Source organism: Amycolatopsis sp. NPDC051106, assembly GCF_040682775.1.
Taxonomy (GTDB): Bacteria; Actinomycetota; Actinomycetes; order Mycobacteriales; family Pseudonocardiaceae; genus Amycolatopsis.
In genome coordinates this window covers 30,227-49,713 of record NZ_JBFBBQ010000061.1, presented here as the reverse complement: position 1 = coordinate 49,713, position 19,487 = coordinate 30,227, and the positions used below count along the sequence as shown (strand labels likewise).

Annotated in this window: 20 protein-coding genes; 10 read left to right on the top strand and 10 right to left on the bottom strand. The window is 71.7% G+C overall.

Annotated elements, in window-relative coordinates; translation table 11 throughout:
* Positions 1 to 83 precede the first annotated feature (83 nt).
* Both AB0M83_RS34260 and AB0M83_RS34255 read right to left on the bottom strand, forming a co-directional pair.
* A complete protein-coding gene (locus AB0M83_RS34260) occupies positions 84 to 566 on the bottom strand; it encodes a GNAT family N-acetyltransferase (protein ID WP_364523430.1) in 483 nt (160 codons plus the stop codon).
* Position 567: 1 nt separating this feature from the next.
* On the bottom strand, positions 568 to 1,158 hold the full coding sequence (locus tag AB0M83_RS34255; protein WP_364523428.1) for an acid phosphatase: 591 nt from the start codon (positions 1,156 to 1,158) through the stop codon (positions 568 to 570).
* A gap of 82 nt (positions 1,159 to 1,240) precedes the next feature.
* On the opposite strand from AB0M83_RS34255, the gene AB0M83_RS34250 reads away from it, so the two are divergent.
* Entirely contained in the window at positions 1,241 to 1,714 is a 474-nt protein-coding gene (locus AB0M83_RS34250; RefSeq protein ID WP_364523426.1) for a hotdog fold domain-containing protein, read from the top strand.
* Here the strand turns inward: AB0M83_RS34250 and AB0M83_RS34245 are convergent.
* Positions 1,711 to 2,379 carry a hypothetical protein gene (locus AB0M83_RS34245; protein WP_364523424.1) on the bottom strand — a complete coding sequence of 223 codons (669 nt, stop codon included), beginning with the start codon at positions 2,377 to 2,379 and terminating at the stop codon, positions 1,711 to 1,713. The genes AB0M83_RS34250 and AB0M83_RS34245 overlap by 4 nt on opposite strands.
* A gap of 137 nt (positions 2,380 to 2,516) precedes the next feature.
* Here AB0M83_RS34245 and AB0M83_RS34240 point away from each other — a divergent pair, with 137 nt between their 5' ends.
* Positions 2,517 to 4,127: a GMC oxidoreductase gene (locus AB0M83_RS34240; RefSeq protein WP_364523422.1), complete on the top strand. Its 1,611-nt coding sequence runs from the start codon at positions 2,517 to 2,519 to the stop codon at positions 4,125 to 4,127.
* Here AB0M83_RS34240 and AB0M83_RS34235 read toward each other — a convergent pair.
* The 3 genes from AB0M83_RS34235 to rfbC all read right to left on the bottom strand — a co-directional run bounded on the left by AB0M83_RS34235 (position 4,117) and on the right by rfbC (position 5,692).
* Positions 4,117 to 4,551, bottom strand: a complete 435-nt coding sequence (locus AB0M83_RS34235; protein WP_364523420.1) for a MarR family winged helix-turn-helix transcriptional regulator — start codon at positions 4,549 to 4,551, stop codon at positions 4,117 to 4,119. The two genes, AB0M83_RS34240 and AB0M83_RS34235, sit on opposite strands and share 11 nt — an antisense overlap.
* Entirely contained in the window at positions 4,548 to 5,021 is a 474-nt protein-coding gene (locus AB0M83_RS34230) for an SRPBCC family protein (protein ID WP_364523418.1), read from the bottom strand. The genes AB0M83_RS34235 and AB0M83_RS34230 overlap by 4 nt, the downstream gene beginning before the upstream one ends.
* Before the next feature lie 65 nt (positions 5,022 to 5,086).
* Complete coding sequence (gene rfbC, locus AB0M83_RS34225; RefSeq protein ID WP_364523416.1) at positions 5,087 to 5,692, bottom strand: dTDP-4-dehydrorhamnose 3,5-epimerase; 606 nt, start codon at positions 5,690 to 5,692, stop codon at positions 5,087 to 5,089.
* A 358-nt stretch (positions 5,693 to 6,050) separates the two neighbouring features.
* On the opposite strand from rfbC, the gene AB0M83_RS34220 reads away from it, so the two are divergent.
* A complete protein-coding gene (locus AB0M83_RS34220) occupies positions 6,051 to 7,232 on the top strand; it encodes an NADP-dependent malic enzyme (RefSeq protein ID WP_364523414.1) in 1,182 nt (393 codons plus the stop codon).
* A gap of 91 nt (positions 7,233 to 7,323) precedes the next feature.
* Here AB0M83_RS34220 and AB0M83_RS34215 read toward each other — a convergent pair whose 3' ends face one another.
* Positions 7,324 to 8,742 carry a bis-aminopropyl spermidine synthase family protein gene (locus AB0M83_RS34215; RefSeq protein WP_364523412.1) on the bottom strand — a complete coding sequence of 473 codons (1,419 nt, stop codon included), beginning with the start codon at positions 8,740 to 8,742 and terminating at the stop codon, positions 7,324 to 7,326.
* 93 nt (positions 8,743 to 8,835) lie between these two features.
* Here AB0M83_RS34215 and AB0M83_RS34210 point away from each other — a divergent pair, with 93 nt between their 5' ends.
* From AB0M83_RS34210 to AB0M83_RS34195, 4 genes are read left to right on the top strand one after another with little or no spacing between them, the layout of a single operon-like run.
* Positions 8,836 to 9,921 (top strand): ATP-binding cassette domain-containing protein, encoded by a 1,086-nt coding sequence (locus AB0M83_RS34210; RefSeq protein ID WP_364523410.1) that lies wholly within the window; start codon positions 8,836 to 8,838, stop codon positions 9,919 to 9,921.
* On the top strand, positions 9,918 to 10,601 hold the full coding sequence (locus tag AB0M83_RS34205; protein WP_364523407.1) for an ABC transporter permease subunit: 684 nt from the start codon (positions 9,918 to 9,920) through the stop codon (positions 10,599 to 10,601). Before AB0M83_RS34210 ends, AB0M83_RS34205 begins: the two co-directional genes overlap by 4 nt.
* Positions 10,598 to 11,290: an ABC transporter permease subunit gene (locus AB0M83_RS34200; RefSeq protein WP_364523405.1), complete on the top strand. Its 693-nt coding sequence runs from the start codon at positions 10,598 to 10,600 to the stop codon at positions 11,288 to 11,290. Before AB0M83_RS34205 ends, AB0M83_RS34200 begins: the two co-directional genes overlap by 4 nt.
* Complete coding sequence (locus AB0M83_RS34195) at positions 11,287 to 12,174, top strand: ABC transporter substrate-binding protein (protein WP_364523403.1); 888 nt, start codon at positions 11,287 to 11,289, stop codon at positions 12,172 to 12,174. The genes AB0M83_RS34200 and AB0M83_RS34195 overlap by 4 nt, the downstream gene beginning before the upstream one ends.
* On the opposite strand, the gene AB0M83_RS34190 is transcribed toward AB0M83_RS34195, so the two are convergent.
* Positions 12,171 to 12,776, bottom strand: coding sequence for a LysE family translocator (locus tag AB0M83_RS34190; RefSeq protein ID WP_364523401.1), 606 nt, complete (start codon positions 12,774 to 12,776; stop codon positions 12,171 to 12,173). The two genes, AB0M83_RS34195 and AB0M83_RS34190, sit on opposite strands and share 4 nt — an antisense overlap.
* 74 nt (positions 12,777 to 12,850) lie before the next feature.
* Between AB0M83_RS34190 and AB0M83_RS34185 the strand changes: the two genes are divergently transcribed.
* The gene (locus AB0M83_RS34185; protein ID WP_364523399.1) at positions 12,851 to 13,549 is read left to right on the top strand and encodes a methyltransferase domain-containing protein; all 699 of its coding nucleotides are present in this window, start codon (positions 12,851 to 12,853) and stop codon (positions 13,547 to 13,549) included.
* Here the strand turns inward: AB0M83_RS34185 and AB0M83_RS34180 are convergent.
* A complete protein-coding gene (locus tag AB0M83_RS34180; protein WP_364523397.1) occupies positions 13,546 to 14,526 on the bottom strand; it encodes an LLM class flavin-dependent oxidoreductase in 981 nt (326 codons plus the stop codon). The genes AB0M83_RS34185 and AB0M83_RS34180 overlap by 4 nt on opposite strands.
* Before the next feature lie 11 nt (positions 14,527 to 14,537).
* Positions 14,538 to 15,056: an N-acetyltransferase gene (locus AB0M83_RS34175; protein WP_364523395.1), complete on the bottom strand. Its 519-nt coding sequence runs from the start codon at positions 15,054 to 15,056 to the stop codon at positions 14,538 to 14,540.
* Between the two features lie 89 nt (positions 15,057 to 15,145).
* Between AB0M83_RS34175 and AB0M83_RS34170 the strand changes: the two genes are divergently transcribed.
* Together AB0M83_RS34170 and AB0M83_RS34165 are read left to right on the top strand one after the other, a co-directional pair.
* Positions 15,146 to 16,192, top strand: a complete 1,047-nt coding sequence (locus AB0M83_RS34170; protein ID WP_364523393.1) for a hypothetical protein — start codon at positions 15,146 to 15,148, stop codon at positions 16,190 to 16,192.
* Positions 16,189 to 19,449 carry a CHAT domain-containing protein gene (locus AB0M83_RS34165; RefSeq protein ID WP_364523391.1) on the top strand — a complete coding sequence of 1,087 codons (3,261 nt, stop codon included), beginning with the start codon at positions 16,189 to 16,191 and terminating at the stop codon, positions 19,447 to 19,449. The genes AB0M83_RS34170 and AB0M83_RS34165 overlap by 4 nt, the downstream gene beginning before the upstream one ends.
* Positions 19,450 to 19,487 lie beyond the last annotated feature (38 nt).

The following is a 19,487-nucleotide window of genomic DNA, read 5'->3' as shown; positions in this document are numbered from 1 at the left end:
TTCCTATCTTGCTCGGTGTCCCGTACCCCGTACCGCGGGGGTTCCGGCTTCAATCACGCGAGTCACGGCTCTGATCACGCGAGTTACGCCTGGGCGGCCAGGGCCCGCAGGGGCTCGTCCGTCAGGCGGTTGACCGTCCACTCGTCCATCGGGACCGCGCCGAGCGCCTTGTAGAACTCCGTCGCCGGGTTCCAGTCCAGGACCGACCACTCGAGCCGGCCGTAGCCGTTCGCGACGCACTCGGCCGCCAGCGCCGCCAGCAGGGCCTTGCCGAGGCCGGAACCGCGGTGGGCGGGCAGGACGAACAGGTCCTCCAGGTAGATCCCGTGCACGCCGCGCCACGTCGAGAAGTTCAGGAACCAGACCGCGAAGCCGACGACCTCGCCGTCCACTTCGGCCACGTGCCCGAACAGCTTGGGTGTCTCGCCGAACAGCGCTTCGCGAAGCTGCGGCACCGTCAGGTGGCACTCGCCGGGCGCGCGCTCGTACTCGGCCAGGTCGTAGGCCAGCTTGACGGCGGCCTCGACGTCGCCGGGCCGGATCCGGCGGATGCGGTCGTCGGGCACGTCAGTCCTCCAGGGCGGGCGGCAGGTTGAGGTGTTCGATCTGGGGTTCGCCGCGCTCGTCGCCGAGCACCGCGATGCCGGCCGCGTCCAGTCCGAAGTGGACGCCGGACGTCGCGGGCAGGCCGAGCCAGCGGGCCACCAGCACGCGGCTGAAGTGCCCGTGCCCGACCAGGATCACGTCGCCGGCCTCGATGTCGCCGCGGGCGCGCGCCAGCACGCGGTCCGCACGGTCGGAGACTTCCGAAGCGCTTTCGCCGCCGGGGACCGGGTGCGTCCAGACCGTCCAGCCCGGCACGGTCTCGCGGATCTTCGGCGTGGTGACGCCTTCGTACTCGCCGTAGTCCCACTCGGAGAGGTCCTCGGTGACCTCGTCGACGCGCAGGCCGGCCAGCGCGGCGGTCCGCAGCGCGCGGGTGCGCGGGCTCGAGAGCACGAGCGACGGCCCGCCGACCAGGCTTCGCAGCGTGCCGCCCGCGGCCAGCGCCTGGCCTTCGCCGGCCGGCGTCAGCGGGATGTCGGTGCGGCCGGTGTGCCGCCCGTTCACCGACCATTCGGTCTGGCCGTGCCGGAGGAGGAAGAGACGGTTCGCCACAGGGGCGAATATATCCGGCGGTTTGCGCGGCGGCCGGGCGTCTGGTTGGCTACTGAGCAGTAGCTTAGCTTGAGGAGACTTCATGTCCGACACGCCGACGTTCGCGCTGTGGCACAAGCTGGCCGCCAAACCGGGCGGGAAACAGCTGTTCAGCGCCGCGATGTGCCTGCGCGTGCCGTACTTCCGCACGGTGCTGCCGTCGGTGCGCGAGCTGCGCCCGGGCCACTGCGAAGTCACCGCGCCGAAGTGGTGGGGTGTCTACAACCACATCCACACGTTCCACGCGATCGCCGCCTGCAACCTCGCCGAGATCGCGATGGGCATGCTCGCGGAGGCGACGGTCCCCGCGACGCACCGGTGGCTGCCGAAGGGCATGAACGTCCAGTACGTCGCGAAGGCCGAGACGGGCCTGCGCGCGGTCGCGTCGTTGCCGGAGCTGCCGGAATTCGGCGACGAAGGTGTCGAGCTCGACGTCCCGGTGACCATTTCGGACAAGCGTGGCAAGCCGGTGGTCACCGGGACGATCACGATCTGGGTGACGCCGAAGAAGCGTTAAAGCGGCTTGTACTGCACGTACGTCGTCTGGTGGAACGCGTTCTCGCCGGCCGCCGACGGCAGGCCCAGCCGGAGGTCGACGAGCTTGCCGAGGGCGCCGCAGCCGGTGGTCGCGGGCAGGGCGAGGTCCGGGTCGACGACGCCGAAGTACGCGATCCTCGGGTCGTTCGAGATGATCCGCGGCGGCACCGCCGGGTCGTCGTGGACGACGGTGTGCAACGGCGCGGCGAGGGTGCCGATGCTGCAGTCCTTGCGCAGCAACGGGTGCTGGACGACGGCGTAGAGGTCGACCTCGCCGCGGCGTTCGTCGTTGCTCTGGAAGTCCGAATGACCGCCGTAGCGCACCTGGATCGTCGCGCCGGGAACGCCCGGCAGCGGGGCCGGCGCGTGCCGCATGGCGCCGAACACCTGCGCGTACTGGCCGTTCACCCGGCCCTCGCTGAACGTCATGCGCAGCTCCCCGAGCGGGATCTCCCGGTCGTGGATGGTCAGTTTTCCTTGCGAGACAAAGGCCTCGCAGCGCCAGGTGCCCGGGTCGGCGTTCGCGGGCGGTGCCGGGCAGTCCGTGAAGTCGAACGTCGGGAGCTCGTCGGCGGACGCCGTCCCGGGCATGACCCCCAGTGCGGCGACGGCGACCGCGGCCGCCCCCAGTGTGAGAAGTTTCATGGCCGTGAGCCTGCTCGTCCCGCGTGGCCCGGACATCCGGGATCGCCCCCAGGGGAGGACCGGAGATTTCCCTCGACCGGGTGAAACACGTTCTGACTAGTTAACGCCGTTTACTGAACTGGGGCATGCTCGGGACCATGTCTGCGTTTTCCCGCCGCCGGTTCCTCGGCCTCGCCGCCCTGAACTCCGCCGCCGCCCTCGGGCTGACCACGGTCTCGACGCGGCCCGCGGCCGCCTCGCCGCTCCCGGACCATTCGCCGGCGGTGGTCATCGGCACCGGCTACGGCGCCGCCGTCACGGCGTTGCGGCTCGGCGAGGCCGGGATCCCCACGCTGATGCTCGAGATGGGCAAGCTGTGGACCGAGCCGGGCGCGGACGGCGAGGTCTTCTGCTCGATGCTGAAGCCGGACGAGCGGGCGATGTGGTTCAAGGACCGCACCGAGGCGCCGCTCGCGTCGTTCCTCTGGCTCGACCTGGCCAACCGCGACATCGGGCGCCACGCCGGCGTGCTCGACCGGGTGAGCTTCGGCGACATGGCGGTGTACCTCGGCCGCGGTGTCGGCGGCGGATCCCTGGTCAACGGCGCCATGGCGGTGACGCCGGAACGGTCGTACTTCGAGGAGATCCTGCCGCGGGTCGACGCCGGCGAGATGTACGGCAAGTACTTCCCGCGGGCGAACGCGGCCCTGGGTGTCAACGTCGTCGACCCGGACTGGTTCGAGACGTGCCGGTCGTACCAGTACGCCCGCGTCTCGCGGCAGGCCGCGCGCAAGGCCGGGTTCGGCACGGTGTTCGTCCCCAGCGTGTACGACCTGGACTACCTGCGGCGCGAGGAAGCGGGCGAGGTCCCGCGCTCGGCGGACGCGTCCGAGGTCATCTACGGCAACAACCACGGGAAGCGCTCGCTCGACAAGTCCTACCTGGCCGCCGCGCTCGGCACGGGCAACGTGACCATCGAGACGCTGCGCGAGGTCCGCGAGATCCTCCGGCAGCCCGATGGGACGTACACGCTGGTCGTCCGCGAGATCGACGAGCGCGGCACCGTCCTGGGCACCCGGCACGTGAGCACGAAGTACCTGTTCCTCGGCGCGGGCAGCCTCGGTTCGACCGAGCTGCTGGTGCGCGCCCGCGACACCGGGCGGCTCCCCGAACTGGGCGAGGCCGTCGGGCAGGGCTGGGGCACCAACGGCAACGTCATGTGCGGGCGCGCCAACCACGTCTGGGACACCACCGGCGGCCTGCAGTCCGGCATGCCCGCGCTCGGCATCGACAACCGGGCCGACCCGGTGCACCCGGTGTTCGCCGAGATCGCGCCGGTGCCCGCCGGCGTCGAGACGTGGGTCAGCCTCTACCTGGCGATCACGAAGAACCCCGAACGCGGGCACTTCACCTACGACGCGGCGAGCGACTCGGCGAAGCTGCACTGGACGGCGTCGCAAGGACAGCCGTCGATCGACGCCGCGAAGGCCCTGTTCGACCGGATCAACCGGGCGAACCGGACGATCTACCGCTACGACCTGTTCGGCGACACCCGCACCTTCGAGAACCGCTTCACCTACCACCCGCTGGGCGGGCTGGTGCTCGGCGAGGCCACCGACGACTACGGCCGCGTGAAGGGCTACCGGAACCTCTACGTCACCGACGGCTCGCTCATCCCGGGCAGCACCGGCGTCAACCCGTTCGTGACGATCACCGCGCTGGCCGAACGCAACATCGAGCGCGTCCTCGCCGAAGACCTCAGGGGCTGAGCTTCGCCAGCGAATCGACGAAGCCGTCGTCGGCGGCTTCGAAGAACGACGCGTCGGCGGCTTCGACGTCCTTCAGGGCCTTCGCGACCAGGTCCAGGCCGGCCTCGGTGACTTCCAGGCGCTTCGCGCGGGCGTCGGCCGGGTCGTCGGCGCGGGCGAGCAGGCCGCGTTCGGCGAGCTTGCGGACGACCTGGCTGGTCATCATCGTGTCCGTGCCGGCCCGCTCGGCCAGCTGCCGCTGGGTCGGGGGTTCGCTCGAGCGGGTGAGCCACCACGTGGTGGTCAGCAGCACGAACTGGACGTGCGTGAGGTCGTGCGGCGCCAGCGCGGCCCGCATCGCCCGCTGCCAGGCCAGCGTCACGCGCCACAGCAGGAAGCCGGGGCTGCGCTCGGGGCCGGGCAGGCGGGACTCCGGGGCGGTCATACTCGCGATCCTGCCCTTCGGGGGTTCCGGGTGGCGGAGCCCCCGGCCCGGGGCGAAGCCCCGGATGTCGCAGCCTCAGCCAGCCTGGCCAGCGCGCGCATGGCGTCCGGGGTGTCCGACGTGACCTGCGGACCGAAGCCCTCGGGTCCGTCGATGGTGACGCGGTAGGTGATGCGCGTGCCGCCCTCGACGTCGGTCAGGACGTGCTCGAAGCGCAGGTGGGCGTCCGGCAGCCGGGTCTCGTCGGTGAAGCTCCGGCCCTCGGTGACCTCGGTCAGGGTGAACGGGATCGGTGGCATCCCGTCCATCGTCATGGTCCCGGCGGTCCCGACGGCGAAGGGGCCTTCGAGGACCACCGAGCGGACGCCCGCGTCCCACTCGGGCCAGCGGGCGGTGTCGGCCCAGAGCGGCCAGATCGCGTCGGCGGGAGCGGTGGACGTCTCGCTGTGCTCGTACTCGTAAAGTGTCATGCGGGCAGACTATATGCGCACTTACTAAATGGGCAAGGGGTCACGCGGACCCGGTGGTGCGGTGCTCAGTGCGCCGAGCGCAGCTTGTCGTAGTAGGCGACGCAGTCCTGGTAGGACGGCAGCAGCCCCTGCTCCCGGGCTTCGGCCAGCGTGGGGGCGGTGCGGTCCTTGTCGGACAGGATCGGCTCGATGTCCGCCGGCCAGGGCAGGCCCAGCGCCGGGTCGAGCGGGGTGATGCCGTGCTCGCCCGTCGGGTTGTACGGCTCGGAGCACAGGTAGGCCATCACGGTGTCGTCCTCGAGGGCGATGAAGCCGTGCCCGAGGCCCTCGGCGAGGTAGGCGGCGTTGAACCGGTCCGCGTCGAGCCGGACGGCGTCCCAGGTGCCGAAGCTCGGCGAGCCGACGCGGATGTCCACGACGACGTCGAGCAGCGAGCCGCGGGCGCAGTAGATGTACTTCGCCTGGCCGGGAGGCGTGTCGGCGAAGTGGATGCCGCGGATCGCGCCGCGCCGGGACACGCTGTGGTTCGCCTGGGCGAGGCGCAGGGGGTGCCCGACCGCTTCGCGCAGGGCCTCCTCCTGGAAGGGGGCGACGAACAGGCCCCGCTCGTCGGGGAACGCCCGGGGGGAGAACTCGAAGGCGTCCGGGACGCTCAGCCGGCGGAATTCCATGGCGTCACCATATCGGGCGGTTAAAAAACCGAACGGACGTCTTGGCAATTGCCGGGAATCAGGGGTTGTGTGACGTCAACCGCACCAAGGGGTCACCTCCCGGACAAGACCTGTCACAATGATTGGACCGCCGCGTCCGCGGCCATCGCCAGACCCACGGCACCGATGGCCGACGTGACGCCTCGCCGACAGGCCGGCGCTACCGCGCTGGGCTGCCGTGCCGGGATCCTTCACGGTTTCCCCTTGCAGACCGTGATCCCAGCCTGCATGCCCAGGAGAAATTCCAGTGACCCAAGTCCGATCCGCGAGTTCCGTCATTCCCACTGGAGGAATGACGGAAACGACGACAGGAATCCCCATGACCGACCCCACCGGCGCACCGGCGCCGGTCACCGACGAAGAGATCTTCACCGGGCACGAGGGCGGCAAGCTCTCGGTGGCGGCCACCCGCCCGATTTCCAGCCCGCGTGACCTTTCGATCGCGTACACCCCGGGTGTGGCGAAGGTGAGCCGCGCGATCGCCGAGGACGCCGCCAAGGCCAAGCGGTACACGTGGGCGGACCGGCTCGTCGTCGTGGTGAGTGACGGGACGGCGGTGCTGGGCCTCGGCGACATCGGCGCGAGCGCGTCGCTGCCGGTCATGGAGGGCAAGTCGGTCCTGTTCAAGACCTTCGGCGGGCTCGACTCGATCCCGCTGGTGCTCGACACCACCGACGTCGACGAGATCGTCGAGACGCTGGTGCGGCTGCGGCCGTCCTACGGGGCCGTCAACCTGGAGGACGTCTCCGCCCCGCGGTGCTTCGAGCTGGAGGACAAGCTCAAGCAGGCGCTCGACTGCCCGGTCATGCACGACGACCAGCACGGCACGGCGATCGTCACGCTGGCCGCCCTGCGCGGCGCCAACCTGGTCCTCGACCGGGCGATCGCCGACCAGCGCGTGGTCGTCTCCGGCGCCGGCGCGGCGGGGGTCGCGTGCGCGCGGATCCTGCAGGAGGCCGGCATCGGCGACGTCACCGTCCTCGACTCGCGCGGCATCATCCACCCCGGCCGCGACGGCCTGAACCCGATCAAGACGCACCTGGCCGCGACGACGAACAAGGCCGGTCTCCAGGGCTGGCTGGCGGAGGCCCTCGAAGGCGCCGACGTGTTCCTCGGCCTGTCCGGCGCGACGATCGACGAGACGCTGCTCGGCCGGATGGCGGGCGGCGGCATCGTGTTCGCACTGTCCAACCCGGACCCGGAGGTGCACCCGGAGGTGGCGGCGCGGTACGCGTCGATCGTGGCCACCGGGCGCAGCGACTTCCCGAACCAGATCAACAACGTGCTGGCGTTCCCGGGCGTCTTCCGCGGCGCGCTGGACTCCGGCGCGCGGGCGATCACGGAGAACATGAAGCTGGCGGCCGCCGAGGCGATCGTGTCGGTGGCGATGGACGACCTGGGCCCGGACCGCATCGTCCCGAGCCCGCTCGACCCGCGCGTCGCCCCCGAGGTCGCGGCCGCGGTCGCGAAGGCCGCGGAAGCCGACGGCGTCACGGCCTGACCCGAACGCCCCAAGGCGGCCTTGGGTGCGTTGAACGCACCGAAGGCCGCCTTGGGTGCGTCTGACGCACCGAAGGCCACATTGGGGCGCTTCAGCCCAGCAGGTCGGGGAGGCGGTGGCGGGGGACGTCGACCAGGCGCAGGTCCGTCAGGTCCTCGGGGACGTCCAGGGAGACGTTCGCCAGGCGGGCGTGGGCCCGCGTGAGCACCTCGTCCTGCTGCTCCACCGCGTCCGCGACCACCACCGCGTGCCGGTTGTCCGGCGTGCTGCGCAGGTACCGCAGGGTGTACTTGCCCCGGATCAGCTCCGAGAGAGCCGTCTGGGACCGCTCGTCCGCCAGGTCCGGGTGCGCGTTCGGCACCAGCAGCGCCAGGCGCCGGGCGTTCGTGCCCAGCAGGGTGCGCAGCAGCCACGGTCCCGGGTCGGCCGTGAGGTCCATCGCGACGGCGTCGCCCTCGGGGCCCGAGATCGACCAGTCCACCGGCCGCGTCTCCGGCGAAAGCCCGCCGGAGACGGCGATCTCCTTGAGCTGCTCCAGCAGCGCCGGCTTGGTCCCGGTCGCCTCGACCGACTGCGGCCCGTGCGTGTAGATCGCGGACTTCCCCTTGCCGCCGCGCATCTTCTTGGCCTTCGCCGTCGGCTGGCAGACGTACAGGTCCGCCGCGCTGCCGATCGCCTGCGCCCCGAAGTAGCGGTTGAAGTCCGGCAGGATCGCCTCGAACGTCAGCCCGAGCGTGGCCAGCGACCGCTGCACCTGCGCGCCCAGCGCCGGGTGCCGCGGGCTGTAGCCGTACGCGAACAGCAGCCGTCCCTCGGCCGGCTCCCGCAGCGCCTGCACCCCGCGCGTCGCGAACAGGCCCATGCCCTCGGGTGTGTACGGCGGATCGCTGAACACCAGGTCGAAGCCACCGCTGAGGGCCGGCGGCAGGCCGATGCGCAGGTCCGTGTGAGCGGTGGCGATCTCGCGCCCGCCGCGGTCGTCGAGGTAGGCGAGCACGCGCTCGTCGAGGTCGACGACCGTCAGCGACGCCGCCGGGCACACCGCGTGCACCGCCAGCGACGTCAGGTCGTGGTCGCCGAGGAACAGCAGCCGCGCCGACGCGAGGTCGTAGCGCGCGTCCAGCCACAGCGCGCGGCGCAGCACCGTCTCCGGCGTGGCCTGCACGTGGTCGAGCGCGGCCAGCGGCGGCGGCACCTCCGCGACCCACTCGGCGACCTTCGGCAGCAGCTCGTGCGTCGCGACGGCTTCGTCGAGCGGGTCGGCGTAGCGCGGCGCGCTGTACCGCAGGTACGACGCGGCCACGCCGGGGGAGATCCGCAGCCGGTCGCCGCTGCGGTCGAGGTCGTCGCCCAGCGCCGCGAGGACGTCCTCGACGCTGCGCCGGGGCGCCGCGCTCAGCCGCACCAGCTCGCCGAGGTCGTGGTCACCGGTCCGCAGCAGGTCGATGACGCGGTACAGCGGGCGGACGCCGACGCCGTGCTTGGCGAGGACGTCGTCGAGTGCGTTCACGGGCTCTGAGCCTAGCCACCACCTGTCGGAACACCGTGCCAAGCACCGCCGACTCGGCTACGGTCGACGGGACCGGACATGGGGAGTGGGCAAGTGACGATCGAATTCCGCGACGTGACCAAGCAGTATCCCGATGGGACGGTCGCCGTCGACAAGCTGAACCTGACGGTCGAGGACGGCACGATCACCGTGTTCGTCGGCCCGTCCGGTTGCGGCAAGACGACGTCGCTGCGGATGATCAACCGGATGATCGAGCCCACCGGCGGCCAGGTGCTGCTGGACGGCAAGGACGTCGCCGAGGGGGACCCGGCCCTGCTGCGCCGCGGCATCGGCTACGTCATCCAGCACGCCGGTCTCTTTCCACACAGGACGGTCCTGGACAACATCGCCACCGTGCCCCTCCTGTCGGGCTGGGACAAGGCGAAGGCGCGCAAGCGGGCCGCCGAGCTGCTCGAGACCATCGGCCTGCCGGTCGAGGTCGGCAAGCGGTACCCGGCCCAGCTCTCGGGCGGCCAGCAGCAGCGCGTCGGCGTCGCCCGCGCGCTCGCCGCGGACTCGCCGGTGCTGCTGATGGACGAGCCGTTCTCCGCCGTCGACCCCATCGTGCGCGAGGACCTGCAGAACGAGCTGCTGCGCCTGCAGTCGCAGCTGGGCAAGACGATCGTGTTCGTCACGCACGACATCGACGAGGCGGTCCGGCTCGGCGACAAGGTCGCGGTGATGCGCGTCGGCGGCAAGCTCGCCCAGTACGGCACCCCCGCCGACGTGCTGCGCCACCCGGTGGACGACTTCGTCGCGTCGTTCGTCGGCCGGGACCGCGGTTACCGCGGCCTGTCCTTCCTCTCCGCCGAGGGCGTCGAGGTGAAGGAGATCGAGCTGGTCGAGATCGGCTCGACGGTGCCCGCGAGCGACGGCTGGCGGCTGGGTGTCAACGCGGACAAGCAACCGCGCGGCTGGCTGCGGCCGAATTCCACAGTGGACGGCGAACTGTCCGAAGGCGACCTCGTCGCCGGCGGCTCGCTGTGGGTCCGCGGGACGCCGATCCGCGGCGCGCTCGACGCCGCGTTGTCCTCGCCCGCCAGTCTTGGTGTGGTCGTCGACGACGACCACCGCGTGCTCGGCGGCGTGGTCGCGAGACAGGTCCTGGACGTGATCGAGGCGACGCCCCAGGCGTCATGAGCTTCTTCGACGAGCTCGGGCACTACCTGAGCAGCGCGAACACGCGTGTCGAAATCCTCGGCGACCTGGGTGACCACGTCTACCTGGCGTTGCTCCCGCTGGTCCTGGGCATCGTCCTGGCGATCACCGCGGGCTGGCTCGGCCATCGCTGGCGGCCCGCCCGGAGGGTGCTGACGGTGCTGGCCAACCTGCTCTACACGATCCCGTCGCTGGCGCTGTTCGTCGTCATCCCCGGCTTGATCGGGTCGAAGATCCTGGACAGCGTCAACGTCGTCGTCGCGCTGACCATCTACACCACGGCGCTGCTGGTCCGTCCGGTGCTCGACGCGCTCGACGCCGTGGCGCCGTCCGTGATCGCCGCGGCCACCGCCGTCGGCTACAAGCCGGTGCGCAAGTTCTTCGCCGTCGAGCTGCCGCTGGCCGTGCCGGTCCTCGCGGCCGGCGTGCGGGTGGCGTCGGTCAGCAACATCAGCCTGGTCAGCGTCGGCGCGCTGATCGGCACCGGCGGCCTCGGGGTGCTCTTCACCGACGGCTTCCAGCGCGAATACTTCTCGCCGATCGTCGTGGGCATCGTGTTGACACTGCTGCTCGCGCTGGTCGTCGACCTGATCCTGGTGGGCATCCGGAACCTCCTGACGCCGTGGGAACGGGCCGGGCGCACGGGGGTGGCCGTCGCATGATCACCGACCTCTTCCACTGGTTCGGCGACCCGGCGCACTGGTCGGGCCCGGACGGCGTCCCGCAGCGGCTGCTGGAGCACCTCGGCTACGTCGCGCTGTCACTGGTGATCGCCCTCGTCATCGCCGTCCCGTTGGGACTGTTCGTCGGCCACACCGGACGTGGCGGCGTCGCCTTGGTGAGCGCGGGCAACGCGATCCGCGCGCTGCCGACGCTGGGGCTCGTGACGTTCCTGTTCCTGCTCTTCACCGAAAGCGTCACCTCGACGATCATCGGGCTCGTCGTGCTGGCCGTGCCGCCGGTCCTGGCCGGCACGTACGCCGGGTTGCAGGCGACCGACCACGGCGTGGTCGACGCCGCCCAGGGCATCGGGATGACCGGCTGGCAGCGGCTCTGGAAGGTCGAGGTGCCGATCTCGCTGCCGCTCGTCCTGGGTGGCATCCGCAACGCCGTACTGCAGCTGGTGGCGACCGCCGCGGTGGCCGCGTACGTCGGACTCGGTGGCCTGGGCCGGTTTCTGCTCGACGGACTGGCCATTTTGGACTATTCCGAAGTCATCGCGGGCGCGTTGCTGACGACGGTGCTCGCCATCGTTCTGGACCTCCTTTTCGCGCTGCTGAACCGGGCTCTGGTGCCGCGGGGTGTCCGGCTCGCGACCGCGGCGGCGACCGGCAAGAAGGTGACGGCGTGAAGCGGCTGGGTCTGCTGGCCGCGGCTTTGGTCCTGGTGGCCGGCTGCGGCAACCCCCTGGCGGGCGGTGGCGAGGGCGGTTCGAACGGCGACATCATCATCGGCGCGTCCGACGTCGGCGAAAGCTTGCTGCTGGCCCAGATCTACGCCGGCGCGCTGAAGAACGCGGGCGCGGCGAACGTGACCGTGCGGCCGCCGGTCGGCAGCCGCGAGGTCGTCGTCAAGGCACTGCAGGACAAGTCGCTGTCGGTGGTGCCGGACTACAGCGGGAACCTGTTGCGGTACTTCGACAAGGACACGTCCGCGACGACGTCCCAGGACGTCTACGCGCAGCTTCGCCAGAAGATCCCCGCGGGTTTCGAGGTCCTGGACCAGGCGCCGGCCGAGGACAAGGACCTCCTGGTCGTGGGGGCGCAGCTGGCTTCGTCGGGCGTGAAGACGTTCTCCGACCTGGGAAAGCGCTGCGGCGAGCTGGTGTTCGGCGGGCCGGGCCAGTGGAGCAGCCGCTGGAAGGACAAGATCAAAACGCTCTACGGCTGCGAGTTCAAGGAGATCCGCACGACCGACACGGGCGGCCCGGTGACGGTGGCGGCGTTGAAGTCGGGCGACGTCCAGGTGGCGGACCTGTTCAGCACGTCCTCGACGATCGCGGCGAACGGGTTCGTCCCGCTGGTCGACGACAAGAACATGTTCCCGGCGCAGAACATCGTGCCGCTGGTGGCGAAGGGCACGTTGTCGCCCGGCGAGGTCGCCGCGCTCAACCGCGTCTCGGCGGCGCTGACTACCGAGCAGCTGACGCGGCTGAACGTCGAGTTCACCGAGGAGAAGCGCAACCCGCTCGACATCGCCGAAGACTTCCTGGCGCGCAACAACCTGAGGTCCTAGTTGTCGGTCGCCAGCTTGATGCCGAGGCCGATGAAGATGCCTCCGGTGGCGACCTCGATGCGGCGCTGGTTCTTCTTCCGGCGCACCCACCCGCCGATGCGGCCGGCGAGGACGCCGACCGCGCCGTCGACGAGGAACTCGAACACGATCATGACCGTGCCGAGGAGCGCGAACTGCAGCCACACGTCCCCCCGCGCGGGATCGATGAACTGCGGCAGGAAGGCGATGGTGAAGGTGACCATCTTCGGGTTGAGCAGGTTGGTCAGCAGCCCGCTGAGGTAGGCGCGGCCGGCCGGTTTCTCCACGAGCGGCTTCCGGTTCCGGATGGCCTGCACGCCCAGGTAGACGAGGTAGGCCGCACCGGCGATGCGGACGACGGTGAAGGCGACGGGCACGGCGGCGAAGAGCGCGGCCAGCCCGGCCGCGGCCACGGCGACGTGGATGGCCTCGCTGGTGGCGACCCCGGCGGTGGCGAGCAGCCCAGCTTTCGGGCCGCCGCGCATGCCGCAGCCGAGGATGAACAGCATGTCCGGGCCCGGGGTCACCATCGCGACGAGGGTGGTGAGGACGAAGGCCAGGAGGAGGTGGGGATCGACCGGCATGGGCCGATCCTGACACGCGTGCCGCGTCCGGCGAACTTGTTTTCGGCCTCCGGCACGGTGCCATGATGGATCACATGGCCACCGACTACGACAGCTTCGCCGAGGCGTACGCCGCCGAGAACGAGACCAGCCTCATGAACGCCTACTACACGCTGCCCGCCATCGTGGACCTGGCCGGGGACGTCGCCGGCCGCCGGATCCTCGACGCCGGCTGCGGCTCCGGCCCGCTGTTCGCCGCGCTGCGCGAGCGCGGCGCCGTCGTGGCCGGCTTCGACTCCAGCGCCAAGATGGTGGACGTGGCCCGGCGGCGGCTCGGCGACGGCGCCGACCTGCGGGTCGCCGACCTGGGCGACCCGCTGCCCTACCCCGACGGTGCCTTCGACGACGTCGTCGCGGCCCTGGTCCTGCACTACCTGGAGGACTGGAACGCGCCGCTGGCCGAACTCCGGCGCGTGCTCGAGCCCGGCGGCCGGCTGATCGTGGCCGTCAACCACCCGATCCTCTACAAGGTGATCCACCCCGAAGGCGACTACTTCGCCGTCGCCCAGTGGACCGACGAGTACGACTTCAACGGTCAGAAGGCCGAGCTCACCTTCTGGCACCGCCCACTGCACGCGATGACCGACGCCTTCACCGCGGCCGGTTTCCGCACCGCCGTGATCAGCGAACCGCCTTTCGCGCCGGAAGCCCGTGAGCTCTTCCCCGACGAGCTGTCGAAATTCTCCTCCGGGGCCTTCCTGGGCTTCCTGTTCTTCGTCCTCGAGGCCGTCTAACGACGCAAGGCCGCTGCCAGGAGGCCCGCGTCCTCGATGCCCCGTTCCGGCGGTTCCTCCGGCAGCGGCAGCAGCACCACCGACCCGCTCCCGGCCTCGTGCAGCGCACGCACCGCGGCGACGCACTGGTCCAGCTCGCCGCAGACGGCCAGCCGCGAGATCCACTCCGGCCGCAGCCCGGCCGCCAGTTCGTCCACAGTGGACGACGAATCCACCAGCGCCAGCAGCTCCGAAGCGAACGGCAGCCCCTCGACCTGCACCCGCGCACCGGGAGTCAGCGACTCCGCCACCGTCCGGCGCGCCCGCTCGGGGTCACCCAAGGCCAGCCAGTTGTACGTCACCACCGCATGATGGTCAGGTGCGCCCTCCGCAGAACGCCCGGCAGCGACGCCTTCCAGCGCCGTCCGGACGTACTCCGGCGGCGCGGGCTCCGCCAAGATCGTACCGTCGGCGGACGCACCCGCGATCGCCAGCGACTTCGGCCGGCGAACCCCGGCCAGCACCGGCGGCACCACGGCCGGCGGGAACACCAGTTCCACCTCGTCCAACGTGACGTGCCGGCCCTGCGTGGTCACCCGATCGCCCGCCAGCAGCCGGCGGACCGCCACCAGCGTCTCCTCCAGCGCCGCCAACGGCGAAGCCGGGTACGCGCCGATCTGGCGCATCCACGACGCCACCCCGTGGCCCAGCCCGCCGATCAGCCGGCCCGGGTGCAGCTCGGCCAGCGCCGCCAGTTCCATCGCCGCGATCGCCGGGTTGCGGGCCACCGCCGGCAGGACGCCGATGCCCACCTTGATCGTCGACGTCGCCGCCAGCGCCGTGGCCACGGTGGCGATCCCCGCCGCCCAGAAGCAGTCTTCGACCAGCCAGACCTCGTCGAGGCCCGCGGCTTCCGCCTGGCGGGCCAGCTCGACCAGCCTGGCCGGCGGCTGCTCGCGGTTGATCCGGACGCCGACGGACGAGCTCGGTGCGTACATGCGAAGGCTCCTCAGATCCGGGAAAACGCCGGCGCGTACTCGAACGCGCCCGCCTGCGTGGGTTTGTAGCCGGTGAGCGTGCGGGCCTGGAAGTGCTTGTCCCAGGCCGGATCCGGCGCCGTGATCGACAGCGTCGACGCCGTGACGAAGCCGAACCGCCCGTAGTACGCCGGGTTGCCGAGCAGCACGACCACGCCGTACCCGAGCGCGTCCGCCGCGCCGAGCACCGCGTGCACCAGCGCCGAGCCGACGCCGGACGCCTGGTGCGCGGGCAGCACGCCGAGCGGCCCCAGCCCGACGGCCGACGTCGTGTCGTCGCCGACGCGGGCCCGGCTGCAGCACACGTGCCCGACGACCTCGCCATCGCGGACGGCCACCAGCGAGAGCGCGTCGAGCAGGTCGCCGTCCGCGCGCAGCTCGTCCACCAGCGGCGCCTCGACCGGGGTGACACCGGGTTCGCGCCGGAAGGCCTCGCTGTGGATCGTGTGGACGGTGCTCCGGTCGGCGGGCGTCTCGCGGCGGATCAGCATGGCCGCCACCTTGCCGCGAACCGGCCGCGGGCGAAAGCCGTTTTCGCCCGCTCACCCTAGAATCGGACCGAACCGGATGAGGGGAAACCATGGGGATTCGGGAACTGGTCGACCGCGTCGTCAAGCGGGAGGCCGAGGGCATCGTCGCCGTGCAGGTTCCGGCGGTGGACTCCGCGCCGGCGCCGGCGTTCGCGCCCGGCCAGGTCTACCTCGAAGTCCGGCTCCAGCAGATGTGGCTGACCCGCGCCCGCGAGCTGTGGCGCGAGTACCTGCCCTTCGGGACGATCGTCACCGAGTTCGCCCACAAGGGGAACACCGTCGCGGTGCCCACGGTGCTCAGCAGCGCCGAGCTCGCGCGCCGGTTCCAGGTCACCGGCGCCGACGACGCCGTCGAGATCGCCAACGTCCGGGTCGCCGGGCCGGTCCCGTACGAAGGCGACGAGGTCAGCCTGCTGGTCGCGCTGTTCCGGGCCAAGACCACCGACTGGATCGCGCGCTCGCTGAAGGTCGTCGAAGACGTCGCCTCGGCGGTCGGGTTCGGCGGGCTCGCCGGCGCCGTGCCGCTGGCGTCGTCGCTGATCCGCGGCATCGAGTCGTTCCTCGAGTCCCCGGACGTCGAGCTCCGCGTCGGCGCCTACCGGTCGTGGCAGAGGGGTTTCGAGCCGCTGAACTACTGCGTGATGCGCCGGCCGCGCACGGCGGCGTCGGCGGCGGAGCTGGCGTCCCTGCGTGTCTCCGACGGGCGGCTGCACCGCCTCCTCGACGACGGCGTCACCCTCGTGCCCTACACCGAACACGACTTCATCCTGGTCAGCGTCGAAGCGAAGACCGAGCGCGACGACTACCGCAAGCTCGCCTTCTACCCGCTGTGGGAGCGGACGAAGGAGCAGGTGATCGCGGGCGAGCTCGGCGCTGCCCAACGCGCCTGGCGCAAGACCGCGGGGGCGATCTTCACCGACGACCTGACCCGGCCCCAGCAGGAAATCCTCTTCGCCGAGTACCAGCGGCTCTACGGCGAGCTGGTCGAGCGCTTCTCGGACTTGGAGATGGCGGAGTACCGCGGCACGACGAGCGAGCCCGCGGTGGCTCCCCTCGTCGACGACCCGGTCGCCATCATCCGGGCGGCCGGGGCGTGACCGGGCCCACGGAGTCCGACCTGCAGCTGCTGGGCCTGATCCAGCACGTCCACCGGCTCCTCGGCGAAGGGCGCCACCAGGACGCCTACGGAACCCTGATGAGCGGGCTCGAGCTCGCGGAGGACGAGTCCGCCGACCGGCTGACGGTGTTCGCGTTCTACCGGCTGCTGGGCCAGGCCGCGCGCCTGGCACGGCAGTTCGACGACGCCCGCAAGGCGTACGCCCTCGCCTTCGGAATCGCCCGGGAGCTGGAAGACCTCAACGCGGTCAGTGCCGCGTTCGAGGGGCTCGGCCTGGTGGAGCTGGCCGACGACCGGCTGCCCGAAGCCGACGAGTACCTCGCCGAAGCCGTCAGGGCGGCCGAGGCTTCGGGGGACGCCGACGGTTACCGGGCCGCGCTGCAGAACCACGCGCTGGTGCTGTCGCGGCGCGGGGACGCGCGGGCGGCCGAGCGGTACGAGGAGGCACTGGCCGTCCCGGGGCAGGCGCCGGCCGTCCGGGCGATCACCACCGACAACCTCGCCGAAGAGCTGCACCGGCAGGGCCGCGTCGAGGAGTCCGTCGCGAAGACCCGCGAAGCCGCGGCGATGTTCCGCGAGGCCGGCGCGGGCTACGACGAGTTCGTCGCCCTGCACAACCTCGCCCTGCGGGCTCGCGGGGTGGACGCCGAAGCCGCGACGCAAGCCTTCGTCGATGCCCACGACCTCATCCACCGCCTGCACGCCGAAGTCGACGTCGAGCGCTACACGACCGGGCACGAGCAGATGGTGCGCCGGATCGAGCAGCGGACCGAGGAGAAGTTCGCCGGGGAGCACCCGGCCGACGCGGCACTGGAGATCGGGCTCCTCGCGAAGACCGCGTCCGACGCCACCGACGAAGGGGAGCGGCTGCTGGGGCGGCACCGGTACGCCGACGCCGAACGGCTCCTCCGGCAGGCCGAGGCGGCGTGGGACCACCTCGGTGCCGTCCACTGCCTGCCGCGGGTGTGGAACAGCCTCGGCTACCTGTACATGGAGACCGGCGACCACGAAACGGCGTGGCAGTACCTGGAGCGCGCGAAGCAGTACGCGAACCAGCTCGGCGACGCCCGGCGCGAGCTGACCGCCCTGATCAACCAGTGCAGCCTGAGCCGCCGGTTCGAGAACGTCCTGCCGGTCCGGGCCGTCGAGCTGCTGGCGCGGGCCCGGGGCCTGCAGACGTTCGTCCGCGACCGGGAGGCAGCCGAGCGGCTGCCCGGCGTCGAGCTGACGGAGTCGCAGCGCGAAGAGCTCGCGACCATCGTCGACGGCGGTGTCCTCGACGGGGTCGCCGCCGGCATCGCGGCCGAGCACGGTGCCGTCGAACTGGAGGAGCGGTACCTGCGGCGGTTCGTCGCCGCCGGCCAGCGGTCGGCCGACGACATGCCCGGACGCTACGCGAGCCGGCGCGCCCGGCTGATGCACTTCCTGTTCCGGCAGGGGAAGAGCGACGAGGCCGCGGAGATCGCCGCACAGCTCGAAGCGGCTTTGGCGGCGACTTCGGACGACGCGCTGGTGTTCGTCGTCAACACCGTGCTCGGCGGGCTCGCCTTCGAGGACGGGCGGTGGAGCGAGGAGACGCTGCAGCGCCTGGAACGGGCCTGTACCGCCCATTCGGAGCTGCGCCGCGGCGCCGTCGACGTCGGGGAGGCCGGCCGGTTCGCGGTGTACCTCGAGCCGCCGTACACGCAGGCCGTCGAGGTCGCGATCGACCTCGGGCACGCCGAGCGGGCGTTCGAGCTGGTGCAGGCCGCGAAGTCCCGTGCCCTGCTCGACGCCGTGCGCGACCGGCCGCCCGTCGTGGACGATCCGCTGGCGGACGAAGAGGAACAGCTCTGGCAGCGGCTCGTGCGGTTGCGCACGCGGTCACTCGGCGACGAGCTCTCCCCGCGCGAGCGCGTCACCCGGCTTTCCGAAGTCGACAAGGAGATCGAGGACGTCCGCGGCCGGCTCGAAGACGTCTGGGACCAGCTCCCGGCCGATGTCCGATTGCACCGGCTGGCGACGCCGTCCACCGGCCCGGACGTCCGCGCGCTGCTCTCGCTGCGCGGTGAGCGGACGCTGCTCGAGTTCTTCACCGGCGGCAAGGGCATCTACGTCTTCACGGTGGCCGCCGGGGAGATCGGGGTCCGGCTGGTCGTCCCGGCCGGCGATCCCGGACTGGCCGAGTTCCACCGGCTGCTGAACGAGGACGACCCGCGCGGCCTCGACCGCCTGCTCGCCCAGCCGGTGTACCAGCGGCTGGCGCGGCTCGTCGGGGACGTCCGCACCGACGTGTACGTCGCGCCGCACGGCGTGCTCCACCTGGCGTCACTCCACCTCGTTCCGCGCGAGGACGGCGGGATCGAGCCGCGGCCCGGGACGTTCGTGGTGCCCAGCGCGTCCCTGCTGCGCGCGGCGCACAGCGGGTCGTGGACGCGGCGGGAGTCGCTCGTCATCGGCGGCGACCCGCTCGGCGACCTGCCGTTCGCGCGGGCGGAGGCGGCCGGTGTCGCGGCCCGGCTGGGCGGCGAAGCGCGGTACGGCGGCGACCTGACCTTCGACTGGCTCGCCGGCGCCCTCGACGGCACCGCGCGCCTGGTGCACCTGGCGTGCCACGCCGTGTTCGACGAAGCCCGGCCCGAACGCTCCGGCCTGCTGCTCGCCGGTCCCGAGGGCCGGCCGGACCAGGTGACGCTGCCGCGGCTGGCCTCGCTGGACTGGTCGGGCGCGCTCGTCGTGCTCGGCTCCTGCCAGAGCGGCAAGCACCGGGTCCGGACCGGCGACGAGCTGACCGGCATCGCGAGCACCCTGCTCGCCGCGGGGGCGACGGCGCTGGTCAGCACGTTCCGCCCGGTCCCGGACCTCGCGACGGCGGTGCTCATGCTCTGGTTCCACGACCGGCTCGGCGCGGACGGCGACTGGTCGCTCGAAGCGGTGAGCACGGCGTTGACCGACGCCCAGCGCCGCATCGCGGCGGCCAGTGCCCGGGAGCTGCTGACCTGGGTCGTCGAGCGGGTGGCCGCGGGGGGACTGGACCTGGCGCTGGCCTACACGCTGCTTTCGGTGGCGCACCGCGCGGCGGGGAACGTCGAGGAGTTCGCCGCGTGCCGGCACCGGCGTCAGCAGCTCCGGGAGGTGTCCGCGGAGGAAGCCGCGGCGGACATCGCCCGCCAGCGCGCGCTCGGCCCGGGCTACGCGGAGCGGCCCTTCCGCGCGGCGGTGAACTGGGCGCCGTTCTCGATCACTTCCGGCGGCTGACGCTCTCCCGAAAGCCGTGAAGGCCCCCTTACCGGCTC

Excerpts from the sequence above, each read along its gene's own strand:
- AB0M83_RS34170 (WP_364523393.1), top strand. The coding sequence starts at position 15,146 with ATGGGGATTCGGGAACTGGTCGACCGCGTCGTCAAGCGGGAGGCCGAG.
- AB0M83_RS34185 (WP_364523399.1), top strand. The coding sequence starts at position 12,851 with ATGGCCACCGACTACGACAGCTTCGCCGAGGCGTACGCCGCCGAGAAC.
- AB0M83_RS34220 (WP_364523414.1), top strand. The coding sequence starts at position 6,051 with ATGACCGACCCCACCGGCGCACCGGCGCCGGTCACCGACGAAGAGATC.
- AB0M83_RS34190 (WP_364523401.1), bottom strand. The coding sequence starts at position 12,776 with ATGCCGGTCGATCCCCACCTCCTCCTGGCCTTCGTCCTCACCACCCTC.
- AB0M83_RS34180 (WP_364523397.1), bottom strand. The coding sequence starts at position 14,526 with ATGTACGCACCGAGCTCGTCCGTCGGCGTCCGGATCAACCGCGAGCAG.
- rfbC (WP_364523416.1), bottom strand. The coding sequence starts at position 5,692 with ATGGAATTCCGCCGGCTGAGCGTCCCGGACGCCTTCGAGTTCTCCCCC.
- AB0M83_RS34245 (WP_364523424.1), bottom strand. The coding sequence starts at position 2,379 with ATGAAACTTCTCACACTGGGGGCGGCCGCGGTCGCCGTCGCCGCACTG.
- AB0M83_RS34205 (WP_364523407.1), top strand. The coding sequence starts at position 9,918 with ATGAGCTTCTTCGACGAGCTCGGGCACTACCTGAGCAGCGCGAACACG.
- AB0M83_RS34230 (WP_364523418.1), bottom strand. The coding sequence starts at position 5,021 with ATGACACTTTACGAGTACGAGCACAGCGAGACGTCCACCGCTCCCGCC.
- AB0M83_RS34200 (WP_364523405.1), top strand. The coding sequence starts at position 10,598 with ATGATCACCGACCTCTTCCACTGGTTCGGCGACCCGGCGCACTGGTCG.
- AB0M83_RS34250 (WP_364523426.1), top strand. The coding sequence starts at position 1,241 with ATGTCCGACACGCCGACGTTCGCGCTGTGGCACAAGCTGGCCGCCAAA.
- AB0M83_RS34240 (WP_364523422.1), top strand. The coding sequence starts at position 2,517 with ATGTCTGCGTTTTCCCGCCGCCGGTTCCTCGGCCTCGCCGCCCTGAAC.
- AB0M83_RS34175 (WP_364523395.1), bottom strand. The coding sequence starts at position 15,056 with ATGCTGATCCGCCGCGAGACGCCCGCCGACCGGAGCACCGTCCACACG.
- AB0M83_RS34235 (WP_364523420.1), bottom strand. The coding sequence starts at position 4,551 with ATGACCGCCCCGGAGTCCCGCCTGCCCGGCCCCGAGCGCAGCCCCGGC.